Source organism: Streptomyces sp. NPDC056479, assembly GCF_042795335.1.
GTDB lineage: Bacteria > Actinomycetota > Actinomycetes > Streptomycetales > Streptomycetaceae > Streptomyces.
Window position 1 is genome coordinate 297,302 of sequence record NZ_JBHTRZ010000004.1, and the last position, 13,533, is coordinate 310,834.

Sequence of the window (13,533 nt, forward strand, 5' to 3'; positions counted from 1 at the left end):
CGGACCTCCGTGAATTACAGGGATCCCGTCGGTGGGCGCCGTAATCGCCCACCGGCGGGATCCTCCGGCCGGACGCCCGGGCAACGGGCGTGGCTGTCATCAAGTATCGCGCTTTTCGCCACGTATCACGGAGGGATGGCCACATCATGCCCGCAGACGGGCGCATCCTGCCCCAGCTCAAGCACACCTCGCCGCTCTTCGGCTCCGGTGACACCGTCTACATCGGCGGCTTCGGCGAGGTGACCGAGATCGACGACCCCACGGGATCGATCCGCCGGCTGCTCGAACTCCTCGACGGCACACGGACCGTGACCGAGGTGCACCGCGATCTCGCCGCGGACTTCCCGGAGGTGTCCGCCGAGGAGGTCGCCGCGGCGGTGGAGCAGTTCGACGAGGCCGGCTTCCTGCTCAACGGGGCCGTCGCCCCGGAGGGGATCCTGGAGGACCACGAACTCGAACGCTGGGCGCGCAACATCAACTTCTTCGGGTCCTACGCCCACCTCGCGGACAACAAGTACGACCTCCAGCGCAGGCTCCGCGACGCACGTGTGACGCTCCTCGGTCTGGGCGGGCTCGGCACCCATCTGCTGCTCGACATGGCCGCGATGGGCATCGGGCACGTTCGGGCGGTGGAGTTCGACCGCGTCGAACTGTCCAACCTCAACCGGCAGATCCTCTACCGGGAGAGCGACATCGGCCAGGAGAAGCTGTATCTCGCGGCCGAGCGCGTGCGGCTGTTCAATCCGCACATCGACATCGAGCCGGTGAGCCTGAAGATCGGCTCCACCCAGGACGTGCTGAGCGTGATAGACGGCGCCGACGTGGTGATCTCGGTGGCCGACCGGCCCAAGATGGAGCTCGCCCACTGGGTCAACGAAGGCTGTGTCCTCCAGCGCAAGCCGCTCATCACCGGCGGTCTGGAGACCCAGCGCGCGGTGTACTTCACCATGATCCCGGGGCAGACCGGCTGCATCGCCTGCTGGCGTCGCCAGGTCCTGCACGAGGACCGTGTCTCCGACCGGCTGCTGACCGAGAAGCGCGAGCGCCAGATCGGCGGGGACAACGCCGCCTTCTGCCCGCTCGTCACCATGACCACCGGCTTCCTCGTCGGCGAGCTCACCCGCCTGATCACCGGCATCGCCCCGCCGGTCGCCGCGGGCCGGCTGATGCAACTGCGCTTCGACGACTACGAGATGAGTGAGAGCGAGCGTTGGGAGCGGCTGGAGGACTGCGCGGTCTGCGGCAAGGACGCCGTCGACACGACAACGGCGCCCAAGCTCACCGAGGCACGGTAGACAGGCCGGCGAGGTTCGTGCGGTGAGTGGTGTGGAGCAGCGCTCGGGTGACGTGGGTTACGCCAGGATGCCTCGTATGGGAAGCCGTTACTACATTCTGCTCACCGCCTACCTCGCGTCCTCGCTCGGCAACTGGGTCTACCGGCTGGCGCTGCCCCTCCTCGTACTGCACCTCACCGGCTCCGCGCTGAGCACGGGTGTGCTGTACGCCGTCGAGTACGTGCCGTTCCTGCTGCTGTCCATGCCGGGCGGGGTGTTCGCGGACCGCTTCGACCGGCGCCGATTACTGATCGCCGGCGACATGGCCGCAGGAGTGATCGCCGGCTGCCTCGCCGTCCTCGTGGTCCTCGACGTCCACACGCTGTGGCCCATCTACCTGGCCGCGTTCCTGCTGGCCTGCGTGGAACCGGTCTACCATCCCGCCTTCCAGAGCTTCCTCCCGGACATCGTCCCGTCCGAGCGGCTCGGGCAGGCCAACGCCTGGATGCAGACCGGCGACAACATCATGGCGATGGCCGGGCCCGCGATCGCCGGTGGCCTGGTGGCGGTGTTCGGCTTCGACGTGACGGTGTTCGTCAACGCCGGTTCGTTCCTCGTGTCCGGCGCGGCGATCCTGCTGATCCGCGCCCAGCGCGGGACGGGACCGGCCAAGGCGGCGGCACCGCCCGCGAAGGCGTCCTTCCTCGGCGAGATGAAGGAGGCGGTCCGCTACATCTTCAAGGACAACAAGGTCCTGATGGCCGGCTCCCTGATGTTCACCGGTACCAACTTCGCCATCTGGCTGATCCAGGCCAACTTCATCTACTACCTCACCGACTACCGGGCGTTCGAACCGGATGTCATCGGCGCCGTGCTGGCGGCCCAGGGCGTCGGAGCCGTCATCGGGGCCGCCGTCGCGGGCCGGTTGATCCGGCGCAGACCTCCCGGCCGCATCCTGATCGGCACCACGGCACTGGCGGGCCTGACCACCCTCCTCCTCGTCCCCGTCCGCGACCCCGTCGGCATCGCCGTCGTCTGGGGCCTGGTCTACGCGCTCGGCTCGATCAACCCGGTCGCCTGGTTCACCCTCCGCCAACAGATCGTCCCCAACCACCTCCTGGGTCGTGTCGTGGCGACGACCCGCATGCTCGCCTTCGCCTCGATCCCGGTCGCGGCCGTCGTCGCGGGCGCGGTCGAGAGCTCCTTCCACGACATCTACGTACTGATCACCATCGGCGCCCTGCTCAGGTTGCTGATCGCCGGACTGGCCTACCTGTCGCCGTTGCGCACGTCGTCGCCCGGCGTGGACGCGCCCGCGCCGGTCGCCGAGGAGGCCGAGGCACCGGATCCCGGTCCGGCATCGAGGAATTGACGGGAGAGGCAGCGATGGACGGTTCACGGCTCGACCTGTGCATCATCGGCATGGGGCCGCGCGGACTGGCCGTCCTGGAGCGGATCTGCGCGAACGCCGAGGCCGCCGTACCGGAGAGCCGGGTCGTCGTGCACGTGGTCGACCCGCATCCTCCCGGCCCGGGAAAGGTCTGGCGGCCGGCCCAGTCGCGTCATCTGCTGATGAACACCGTCGCCTCACAGGTGACGATGTTCCCCGACGAGAGCGTCGACCTGCACGGCCCCCTGCGGCCGGGACCGAGCCTGCACGAGTGGGCCCGCTTCCTGGTGCTCATCGGCTCCTTCGGCGGACGCCACTACCCCGAGGAGACACTGGCCGAGGCGGCGGGACTGGACCCCGACTCCTATGCCACCCGGGCCTTCTACGGGCACTACCTGGAGTGGGTCTACGACCGGGTGGTGGGCACGTCGGCGGACCGCGTCACGGTGGTGGTGCACCGCTCCCAGGCCGTCCGGCTGGACGAGGAGCGCGAGGAGGAGCGGGAGCACACGGAGACCGCCGGGGGTGCGGGCGATGCGGCGCGCGGTGACCGCGGCCCGGCGCAGAGCGTGCTGCTGGCGGACGGGACACGGCTGGCCGGGCTGCGCGGGATCGTCCTCACCCAGGGCCATCTGCCCACCGTCGCCTCCCCGCGCGAGGCGGAGTTCAGGGCGTTCGCGCGGGCCGAGCGACTCCACTACGTCGCCCCGGGCAACCCGGCGGACGCGGATCTCTCCTCGGTGCTGCCCGGCGAGCCGGTCGCCCTGATGGGCCTGGGCCTGAACTTCTTCGACCACATGGCGCTGCTCACCCTCGGCCGCGGCGGCACCTTCGAACGCGACGGGGACGGCCGGCTGCGCTACTGGCCGTCCGGCCGGGAGCCGGTGCTGCACGCCGGCTCGCGGCGCGGAGTCCCCTTCCATTCCCGGGGCGCCAACCAGAAGGGGCCGTACGGACGTCACGAGCCCGTGGTGCTGGACCGGGCGACGGTGGGCAAGCTGCGCGCGCTGGCCGCCCGCCGCGGCGGCCTGGACTTCCGGCGCGACATCTGGCCGCTGCTGGCCAGGGAGGTCGAGACCGTCTACTACGGCGCCCTGCTCACGGCACAGGGCCGGGCCCGCGACGCCGGGGAACTGCGGGCCCGCTATCCGGTCCTGCCCCGGGAGGACGGCGCCGAGAGGGGCCTGCTCGACGCCTACGGCATCCCGGCCGAACTGCGCTGGGACTGGGAGCTGGTGGCCCGTCCGTACGGCGACAGAACGTTCACGGGTCCCGCGGACTACCGGGACTGGATCACCGGGCATCTGCGCGCGGACATCGCCGCCGCGCGGGAGGGCAATGTCGACGGGCCGGTCAAGGCGGCCGTGGACGTGCTGCGAGACCTGCGCAACGAGATCCGGCTGCTGGTCGACCACTCCGGGCTCACCGGCGACTCCCACCGGCAGGACCTCGACCGGTGGTACACGCCGCTCAACGCCTTCCTGTCCATCGGTCCTCCGGTGCGACGGACCGAGGAGGCGCTCGCGCTGATCGAGGCCGGCATCCTGCACATGACCGGCCCCGGCACCCGGGCCCGGCCCGATCCGCAGGCGCACGCGTTCGCCGTCGACTCGGGGCGCGTGCCCGGATCGGAGGTGTGGACGTCCGTACTGATCGACGCCCGGATGCCCGACGTCGATCTGCGGCGCACCGCCGACCCGCTGCTGCGTCAGATGGCGGTCGCCCGGCAGGTACGACCACACCGCATACCCGATCCCGGCGGCGACGCCTACGAGACCGGCGGACTCGCCGTCACCGCCAGGCCCTATCACCCCGTCGACGGTTCGGGCCGGCCGCACCCGCGCCGATTCGTCTTCGGAGTGCCGACGGAGTCGGTCCACTGGGTGACCGCCGCGGGCATCCGTCCGGGCGTCAACTCGGTGATCCTCAGCGACGCCGACGCCATCGCCCGCGCCGCACTGGACCTGACCGACGTCTGCCCGCCCCCGGGTTCGGACAGCACTCCCACCACGAAGGCGGCGGTATGACAGCGGACCGGGCTCCCCGCGTCGGCCCGGACTCCGGGCTGCTCACCCCGGTGCGCGCCGGCACGCCGGCCGAGGAGGCGACCTCCGACGCGGCGTGGCTGCGCGCCCTGCTGGACGCGGAGACGGCGCTGGTGCGCGCGCAGGCCCGGCTGGGCGTGGTGCCCGAGAAGGCCGCCGAGACGATCGCGTACGTGGCCGCGACGCACCCGTTCGACATCGGGGACCTGGCGCGGCGGGCACGCGGCGCCGCCAATCCCGTGGTCGCCCTGGTCGGGGCGCTGACCGCGGCCGTCGCGGCCGAGGACGAGGCGGCCGCCGACCATGTCCACCGCGGCTCCACCAGCCAGGACATCATGGACACGGCCGCCCTGCTGGTCGCCCACCGTGCCACGGACCCGCTCCTGGCCGACCTGGACCGCACCACGGCCGCGCTCGCCCGGCTCGCCGCGACGCACCGGGACACGCCCATGCCGGGCCGTACCCTCGCCCTGCACGCCGTGCCCGTCACCTTCGGCCTCAAGGCGGCCGGCTGGTTGCTGGCCGTACTGGAGGCGGGCGAGCGTCTACGGGACGTGCGCCTCGGTCTCCCGGTTCAACTCGGTGGCGCGGCGGGCACCTTGGCGGGCTACCTCGAACACGTCCGCCGGGGTGACTCGGCCCCTGAGGCCGACGCCTACGCCGACCGGGATCTCGCCGCGTACGTCACCGACCTGACCGCCGCCTTCGCCGCCGAGACCGGCCTCGCCGTACCGGTGCTGCCCTGGCACACGGCCCGTGGTCCCCTGGCCGAACTCGCCGCGGCGCTGGCCCTCGTCACCGGCGCCCTGGGCAAGGTGGCCGTGGACGTGCAGACGCTCTCCCGCACCGAGATCGCCGAGGTCGCCGAGCCCGCCGCCGCCGGACGCGGGGTCTCCTCGGCGATGCCGCACAAGCGGAACCCGGCGCTGGCCACGCTGATCCGCGCCGCCGCCCTCCAGGTCCCCGCCCTGGCCCTGGTCGTCACCCAGGCCATGCTCGCCGAGGACGAACGTCCCGCGGGTGCCTGGCATGCCGAATGGGAGCCGCTGCGCGAGTGCCTGCGGCTGGCGGGCGGCGCCGCGCACACGGCGGCGGAGCTGGCCGAGGGCCTGACACCGCGCCCGGCTCGCATGCGCGACAACCTCGACCTCACCGGCAGCCTGCTGGTCACCGAGCGGCTGGCCGCCGCGCTGGCCCGGACGCTGGGCAGGCGGAAGGCGGCGCAGGCGGTCACCGCGGCCGCCACCGAGGCCGAGCGAAGCGGTACTCCCCTGCGCACGGTGCTGACCCGATCACCGGACCTCACCGGCCACTTCAGCGAGCGGGAACTGACCGGCCTCCTCGATCCCACGCACTACACGGGCGCCGCCTCGGCCCTCGTGGACCGGGCTCTGACCCACTACGAGGCGCTCCGCGACCGGCGGGCCCAGGGCTCGTCCGGCGGATCATGGGCCGAGCCAGGGCCGGACCGAGGCGAGGGCCGGCCAGTGCCCTAGTCGTGTTGACCGCCCCCGGCAGGCAGTGCTGGAGTCGGCACGTGGACAGCATCCCCGCCAACCGGCGGCTCTGGAACCGGATCAGCAGCGCCTACCAGCACGAGCACGACCCACAAATCGGCGCCGCACCCCGGCTGTGGGGCATGTACTCCATCCCCGACGCGCACCTGCACGCCCTGGGCGACGTCACCGGCAAGCGCGTCCTCGAACTCGGCTGCGGTGCCGGCCAGTGGTCCGGGGCGCTCGCCGCCGAGGGCGCCACCGTGGTCGGGCTCGACCTGTCCGAAGCCCAACTCGCCGCAGCGGCCCGCGCGATGGGAGCGGCCCGCTACCCGCTGGTGCAGGGCGCCGCCGAACAACTCCCCTTCGCAGCCGACAGCTTCGACCTGGTGTTCTGCGACTTCGGCGGGCTCAGCTGGGCGCCCCCGCACCTGGCCGTCCCGCAGGCCGCACGCGTCTTGGGCCGCGGCGGGCGCCTGGTGTTCAACGTCGCCAGCCCATGGTTCGAAGCCTGCTACGACGAAGCCGCCGGCCGCGTGACCACGACGCTGCAGCAGGACTACTTCGGGCTGAACACCATCGCCGAAGACGACGGCGCGACCAGCTATCAGCTCACCTACGGCGACTGGGTCAAGGTCCTGCGCGGCGCGGGTCTCATCATCGACGACCTCATCGAGCCGCGGCCCGAACTCGGAACACCCAACGGCTACAACGAAACCGACCCACCCGACTGGGCACACCGCTGGCCGGCGGAACTGCTCTGGGTAACCCACAAACCGTAAATTCCACCGCGCCGAGACGTGAAGACATCACCTGGCCGCGCAGGCCTGTCCGAATCCGCGCAGGCGCTCGGGGCGAATTAATCCGGCACCAGCCGATATCTTCCGGCCCCTATCGGTCTTGATACCGCATCTGTTGCGTGCGCATGGTTTGGCAGTGGCGGGTGGTGGCGTTGCCTGCGGCGCGGCCAACCTGCGGCCAGATGACCGCGGGATGAACCGGCCCAGGTGCACTTCTCGCAGGTCAGAGGGCGGTGTGAGTCCCCTGAGGGAAGGGGTGGCGCAACAACGGGAGCAGACATGGTCGGTCAGGCCGCCCGTCGGCCCGCCCAGGTTGGACGCGCCGTCCGACAGCGAGCCGTGCAGGACTCGGACGGGTCGCACGGCCGTCGATCTGGATCGAATCAGCGCGGTCGGCGCAGCCCCGCGATGAGGAGCTCGACCAGTCGGCGTGCGTCGTAGCGGGGGTCGCTGTCCGCGCCGATGCAGAGGTTGCCGACGCCGCGCATGAGTTCGTAGGCCTCGATGTCGGAGCGGATCTCACCGGCGGCGGCTGCGGCTTCGAGCAGTTGGGTGCAGACGGGGACCAGGCGGTCGAGGAAGTAGGCGTGCAGAGTCGCGAAACCGGCGCTGTCGGAGTGCAGTACGGCGGCGAGTCCGTGCTTGGTGACCAGGAAGTCGACGAAGAGGTCGATCCACCGGCTCAGCGCGGCGAAAGGGGAGTCGGCCTCGGCCAGCAGCCTCGGGCCGGCCTCGGCGCACGCCTCGATCTGATGGCGGTAGACGGCGGTGACCAGATCGGCCCGGGTCGGGAAGTGGCGGTAGATCGTCCCCATCCCGACCCCGGCGCGGGCCGCGATCTCCCGGATCGGCGCCTCGACGCCGGAGGTGACGAAGACCTCCGCGGCGGCGGCGAGCAGCGTCTGCTGGTTGCGCACCGCGTCGGCCCGCTTGCTTCGGGACGGCGCCTTTCCGGCGGAGTCCTCGGTGGACATCAGGTTTCCTCCGACACGATTGACAAAACGGAACAGCGTTCCGGATACTAAGTGGAGCAGCGTTCCGGTTCAGCTTAGCGGCTCTACCCCAAGGAACGCAGAAGGGAAACGCAACCATGACCATTTCCACGCCGACCACCGCCCCCGACCCATCCGTGCCGGTCCTCTCGTACGGCCCGGTGGTACTGCCCGTCCCCGGACGCCCCGTGGACCTGCACCTGCGCGTCACCGCCCCGGCGACCGGGACCGACCTCCCGGTCATCCTCCTCTCCCACGGCCACGGCCCCTCGCACCATCTCTCCTCCCTGCACGGCTACGCCCCGCTCGCCGACCTCTGGGCGGCGCACGGGTTCGTCGTCGTCCAGCCCACCCACCTCAGCTCCCGGAGCCTGAGCCACCTGGTCGCCGACGCACCCGGCGCACCCTTCTTCTGGCGCGCACGCGCCGAGGACATGACCCACATCCTCGACCGGTTCGACGCGATCGAGACCGCCGTGCCGAGGCTGGCCGGCCGCGTGGACCGCACCCGGGTCGCCGTCGCCGGACACTCGCTCGGCGGTCACACCGCCGGCCTCCTGCTGGGCGCACGCAATGCCGACCCTGACACCAGGGAAGCGGTGGACCTGCTGGAACCCCGCATCACCGCGGGCGTGCTGCTGGCGGCACCCGGCAGGGGCGGCGACATCCTGAACGGCCCCATGGCCGAGGCCATCTCGTTCGTCCAGTCGTCCGACTTCTCCACCATGACCACGCCGACCCTGGTCGTCGTCGGCGACAAGGACGACTCCCGGCACTTCACGGACATCGGACCGGACTGGCACGCCGACCCCTACGCCCTCGCCCCCACACCCAAGACCCTGCTCACCCTCTTCGGCGCGGAGCACGGACTCGGCGGGATCGCCGGCTACGACGTCGCCGAGACCACCGACGAGAACCCGGCGCTCGTCAACGCCCTCGGCCGCCTGGTCTCGGCCTACCTCCGCACCCGGTTCGACCCCGCCGACGACGCCTGGCGGACGACGAGCGAAGCGTTGACGACCGGCCCCCACGCCGTAGGGCGAGTGGAGTCCAAGTGACCGGCCGAGGCCGGGGGCAGGCACAAGGAGGTGACCGGCAAGGAACTTGACGGGTGCTCACTTTGCCCAACTGACAGCCCATCAACAGCATCCGTCCCTACGGTGCCGTGTCCATGACAGAAACCTCGACAGGCACCTCGACAGACTCCTCGCGGGCTCCCGACGCTTCGCAGGCACCCCCCACCGCGATCGGACGCCGCACCGTCCTGATCGCCACCGGCGCCACGGCCGCGACCCTGGCCGTCGGTGCCGCCGCACCCGAGGCCCCCACAGCCGCACCGGCCCCCGTGGCCGCCGCGGCCGTCTGCACCCTCACGAAGGAGATGACCGAAGGCCCCTACTACCTCGACGGACAGCTGGTCCGCGCCGACATCGGCGAGGACAAGACCGGCATCGCGCTGGAGCTCACCCTCACCGTCGTCGACGACAGCACCTGCGCACCCCTGAACAACGCCCTGGTGGAGATCTGGCACTGCGACGCCCTCGGCGAGTACTCCGGCTTCGTCGGCAACAACGGCCACGACGAGCCCGACAACGGCACCTTCCTGCGCGGCGGTGTGCTCACCGGCTCCGGCGGCGTCGCGCGCATCACGACCGTGTACCCCGGCTGGTACCGCGGCCGGTGCGTCCACATCCACGTCAAGGTGCACACCGACGTCACGCTCACCGACGACGGCTCGTTCACCGGCGGCCAGGAACTCCACACCGGCCAGCTCTTCTTCGACGAGACGATCACGACACGTGTCGCCGCGCTCGCCACCTACGCCGCCAACACCGTCCCGCGCACCACACTCGCCCAGGACGGCATCTACGACGACGGAGGCGCCGCTTCCGGTCTGCTGACCCTGACCGCGCTCGGCGGTTCACCGTCGGCGGGCTACGCGGGGACGCTCACCCTGGGGGTGGACGGCTGAGCCGAGACGCCCACGTCCGTCAGGCCGCGCCCGCTTTCCGCAGCGGGCGCGGCCTGACGCGTGCGCCTACTGACCCGGGCACTCCTTCCACGCCAGGTGGTACACGGTGCTGATGTCACCGTCGGTCGAGTCCATGGTCATGAAGCTGACCTTGCTCGCCGGGGACGAGCCGAGGTTCACCCTCAGCTCGGTGTTGATGTTGAAGTTGCGCTGCTTCCCGCAGGGCGCCCAGATCAGCTGGGCCCAGTCGGTCTCATCGGTGGCCTGCCAGTTGTCGTTGAGGGGGCCGCTGAACGGGTGGCTGCGGAACTGCGTGTTCGGTGAGCCCTGGAAGTAGTACGAGGCTCTCTGCATGGCATTCGCGCCGGACTGGAGGGCGGCGAAGCCGCGGTAGTCGGCGCTGGCGATGGCGTAGGTGAAGCCACCGGGGACGTGCACGATCAGGCTGAGCTGACAGTTCTTGCGGAACGCCGTCGGGTCGGAGTTGCCGCCGACCTGAGCGAGGTAGTCGCTGTAGGTCACGGTGAAGGCGGTGTTGTCCTCGGAGACGGCGACGGCCGTGGTGCCCTGGGGGCAGCCGGAGCCGTTCACCGTGGCGACCTTGATGACGATCTTGTCCGGCGGCGGGTCTTCGAACGCGGGAGTCGCCTGCGCGGGCAGGGTCGCGGTGAGCAGAGCGGCCAACGCGCCGCCGCTCAGCAGGAACCGCAGGAGTCCACGTGCCATGGATCTCTCCTTGGGGATGGGGGGTGGCTGCGCCTGCGGCCCCAAGTCGCCCTCACCGATCCTTCGTTGAACATTTGAAGAAACAGTGAGGTTCCTGTGAAGGCCGAAGGCGTACGCATCGTAGAAGTCACGCGCATGGCCGACAGGAGTCAACTCCAGCCATTTACGGCCGAGTTGAGCGAAGCATCCCCAGGCCGTTCACAGCCGCACATCAAGTCGTTCCTCAGATTGGCTCCTAACTTCGTTCACATGACGGGAAACACAGAGCACGACGAACAGCAGTCCGGCCGCCACCGGCTGGACACCGGCGTCCGGCGCCGCCGCGTTCTGATCGCCGGTGGCGGTATCGCCGTGGCCGGCGGTCTCGCGGTCGCCGGCATGGCCTCCGCCGACCCCGCCCAGGGGACGGCCGAGGCGTCCACGACCGACGCGACGGCCGACACCACGACAGCGGCCATCACCGGCGTCTGCGTCCTGAACGCCGAGGTCACCGAGGGTCCGTACTCCCTCGAAGGCGCCCTCGTGCGGGCGGACATCCGGGAGGGCAAGGAGGGTTTCGAGGTGCGGTACACCTTCACGGTCGTCGACATCGCGAACGACTGCGCGCCGCTCGCGAACGCCCTCGTCGAGATCTGGCACTGCGACCATCTCGGCGAGTACTCGGGCTTCGTCGGCGGCAACGGCCACCAGGAGGAGGACAACGGCACCTTCCTGCGCGGCGGCCGGATGACCGACGAGAACGGTCAGTGCGAGATCACGTCCATCTGGCCGGGGCACTACGTCTCGCGCGCGGTGCACGTCCATATGCGGCTGCACACGGATGTGACGCTCACCGACGACTCGTACACAGGCGGCGACATCATTCACACCGGGCAGCTCTTCTTCGACCCGGACATCAACACCGAGATCCAGGCGACCTCGCCGTACTCGGAGAACACCACGAAGGAGACCCAGTTGGAGGACGACGGCATCTACGACGACGGAGGCTCTTCCTCCGGTCTGCTGACCCTGACGGCACTCGGTGACAGCGTGGCGGACGGCTACAAGGCGACCTTGACAGTGGGCGTCAGCACCGCCTGAACGGCTCGGTCAGGTGCCGACGGGCTGCCGCTCCTCGGCGGGCTCGGTCCGGGCCGCCTCCCCTTCCTTCAGGTGGGCCCGGATCGAGTACGCCAGGGCGGCGGCCCACACCCGGTACGCCGATCCTGGCGAACACCTTCCAGTGTGAGGATTCCTCACCCGGACATGTCAGCCCAGCCGGATCACGTTCCAGGACAGCGGTTCCAGTACGGCGGTGAGGTGCCCGTCCTTCAGCGCGGTGCCCTCGACCTGGTGCGGGGTGACCCGCTCGGGGTCGTCGAGGGTGTTGCGGGCGTCCGGGTCGGCGTCCGCGAGGGCGCTGTGCTCGACGACCCGGGTGAGGTCGAGGCCGTTCAGGGCGACGTCCAGCGGGAGGGCTTGGGTGCGGCCGCGGTTGACCGCGAAGACGGTGACCGTGCCGTCGTCGGCGCGTACGGCGGTGGCGTGCAGGAGGTCGGCCTCGCCGTACTTCTCCGTCTCATAGGTCGGGGAGTCGATCCGGACGTCCAGGACCTGGCCGCGGCCGTACGCGGACGCCTGGGCGAAGGGGAAGAACGTCGTCTGCCGCCAGGCCGGGCCGCCGGGCTCGGTCATGATCGGGGCGATGACGTTCACGAGCTGCGCGAGACAGGCGACGGTGACCCGGTCGGCGTGGCGCAGCAGAGCGATGAGGAGTGAGCCGAAGACGACGGCGTCGGTGACGCTGTAGTTGTCCTCCAGCAGGCGCGGGGCCTGAGGCCAGTCGTGCTGCTCGAAGGTCTTGGCGTGCGCCTCCCACTCGGGCAGGTACCAGACGTTCCACTCGTCGAAGGAGAGGTTGATCCGCTTCTTCGACTTCAGCCGGGCGCCCACGTGGTCGGCGGTCGCGACGACGTTGTCGATGAAGGACTCCATGTCGACGGCGGAGGCGAGGAAGGAGTCGATGTCGCCGTTCTCGGGCCAGTAGTAGGCGTGCAGCGAGATGTGGTCGACGAGGTCGTACGTCTCCTTCAGGACCGTCGCCTCCCACTCGGCGAAGGTCGGCATGGACTGGCTGGAGGAGCCGCAGGCGACGAGTTCGATCCGCGGGTCGATCTGGCGCATGGCGCGTGCGGTCTCGGCGGCGACCCGGCCGTACTCCTCGGCCGTCTTGTGGCCGGTCTGCCAGGGGCCGTCCATTTCGTTGCCCAGGCACCACAGCCGGATGCCGAAGGGGTCCTTGTCGCCGTGGGAGACACGCAGGTCGGACAGGGCGGTGCCCTCGGGGTGGTTGGCGTACTCCTGGAGTTCGAGGGCTTCGGCGACGCCGCGGGTGCCGAGGTTGACGGCCATCATGGGCTCGGCCTGCGGGCCGATCTTGCGCAGGAAGTCGATGTACTCGGAGAGCCCGAAGCGGTTGGACTCCGTCGAGTGCCAGGCGAGGTCGAGGCGCCGGGGGCGCTCCGCTGCCGGGCCGACGGAATCCTCCCACTTGTAGCCCGATACGAAGTTGCCGCCGGGGTAGCGGACGGCTGTGACGCCGAGTTCACGGACCAGGTCCAGGACGTCCTGGCGCAGGCCCTTGTCGTCGGCCGTGGGGTGGTCGGGTTCGAAGATGCCGGTGTAGACGCAGCGGCCGAGGTGTTCGACGAAGCTGCCGAAGAGCCGGGGGTTGACCTCGCCGACGGTGAAGGCGGGGTCGAGGGTGAAACGGGCGGTGTGCATGTTCGCCTTTCGAAGGGGGTGGTTCCGAACGCCGGCGGGTGCGGGTTGTCTGTGGCTGGTCGCGCTGTTCCCCGC

At 70.6% G+C, this 13,533-nt stretch carries 11 protein-coding genes; 8 read left to right on the plus strand and 3 right to left on the minus strand.

The features are described 5' to 3' along the window. Nucleotides 1-146: 146 nt before the first annotated feature. From ACFQ6S_RS17880 to ACFQ6S_RS17900, 5 genes are all read left to right on the plus strand, one after another. Nucleotides 147-1,295 (plus strand): ThiF family adenylyltransferase, encoded by a 1,149-nt coding sequence (locus ACFQ6S_RS17880; protein ID WP_383410019.1) that lies wholly within the window; start codon nt 147-149, stop codon nt 1,293-1,295. Between the two features lie 76 nt (nt 1,296-1,371). After that, nucleotides 1,372-2,646 carry an MFS transporter gene (locus ACFQ6S_RS17885; RefSeq protein WP_383410022.1) on the plus strand — a complete coding sequence of 425 codons (1,275 nt, stop codon included), beginning with the start codon at nt 1,372-1,374 and terminating at the stop codon, nt 2,644-2,646. A gap of 14 nt (nt 2,647-2,660) precedes the next feature. Continuing rightward, nucleotides 2,661-4,691 carry an FAD/NAD(P)-binding protein gene (locus tag ACFQ6S_RS17890; RefSeq protein ID WP_383410025.1) on the plus strand — a complete coding sequence of 677 codons (2,031 nt, stop codon included), beginning with the start codon at nt 2,661-2,663 and terminating at the stop codon, nt 4,689-4,691. Continuing rightward, a complete protein-coding gene (locus tag ACFQ6S_RS17895) occupies nt 4,688-6,205 on the plus strand; it encodes a lyase family protein (RefSeq protein ID WP_383410028.1) in 1,518 nt (505 codons plus the stop codon). Before ACFQ6S_RS17890 ends, ACFQ6S_RS17895 begins: the two co-directional genes overlap by 4 nt. 41 nt (nt 6,206-6,246) lie before the next feature. Further along, entirely contained in the window at nt 6,247-6,987 is a 741-nt protein-coding gene (locus tag ACFQ6S_RS17900) for a class I SAM-dependent methyltransferase (protein ID WP_383404447.1), read from the plus strand. 401 nt (nt 6,988-7,388) lie between these two features. Here the strand turns inward: ACFQ6S_RS17900 and ACFQ6S_RS17905 are convergent, their stop codons facing one another. Next, complete coding sequence (locus ACFQ6S_RS17905) at nt 7,389-7,979, minus strand: TetR/AcrR family transcriptional regulator (RefSeq protein WP_383410031.1); 591 nt, start codon at nt 7,977-7,979, stop codon at nt 7,389-7,391. Between the two features lie 116 nt (nt 7,980-8,095). Between ACFQ6S_RS17905 and ACFQ6S_RS17910 the strand changes: the two genes are divergently transcribed. Both ACFQ6S_RS17910 and ACFQ6S_RS17915 read left to right on the plus strand, forming a co-directional pair. After that, on the plus strand, nt 8,096-9,055 hold the full coding sequence (locus ACFQ6S_RS17910; protein WP_383410034.1) for an alpha/beta hydrolase family protein: 960 nt from the start codon (nt 8,096-8,098) through the stop codon (nt 9,053-9,055). A 113-nt stretch (nt 9,056-9,168) separates the two neighbouring features. Further along, complete coding sequence (locus ACFQ6S_RS17915) at nt 9,169-9,969, plus strand: intradiol ring-cleavage dioxygenase (RefSeq protein WP_383410037.1); 801 nt, start codon at nt 9,169-9,171, stop codon at nt 9,967-9,969. A gap of 66 nt (nt 9,970-10,035) precedes the next feature. Here ACFQ6S_RS17915 and ACFQ6S_RS17920 read toward each other — a convergent pair whose 3' ends face one another. Continuing rightward, nucleotides 10,036-10,695, minus strand: coding sequence for a DUF4360 domain-containing protein (locus ACFQ6S_RS17920; RefSeq protein WP_383410040.1), 660 nt, complete (start codon nt 10,693-10,695; stop codon nt 10,036-10,038). A 249-nt stretch (nt 10,696-10,944) separates the two neighbouring features. On the opposite strand from ACFQ6S_RS17920, the gene ACFQ6S_RS17925 reads away from it, so the two are divergent. Next, a complete protein-coding gene (locus ACFQ6S_RS17925) occupies nt 10,945-11,775 on the plus strand; it encodes an intradiol ring-cleavage dioxygenase (RefSeq protein ID WP_383410043.1) in 831 nt (276 codons plus the stop codon). A gap of 168 nt (nt 11,776-11,943) precedes the next feature. Here the strand turns inward: ACFQ6S_RS17925 and ACFQ6S_RS17930 are convergent, their stop codons facing one another. Beyond that, nucleotides 11,944-13,458 carry an alpha-N-arabinofuranosidase gene (locus tag ACFQ6S_RS17930; protein WP_383410046.1) on the minus strand — a complete coding sequence of 505 codons (1,515 nt, stop codon included), beginning with the start codon at nt 13,456-13,458 and terminating at the stop codon, nt 11,944-11,946. Between the last annotated feature and the right edge of the window lie 75 nt (nt 13,459-13,533).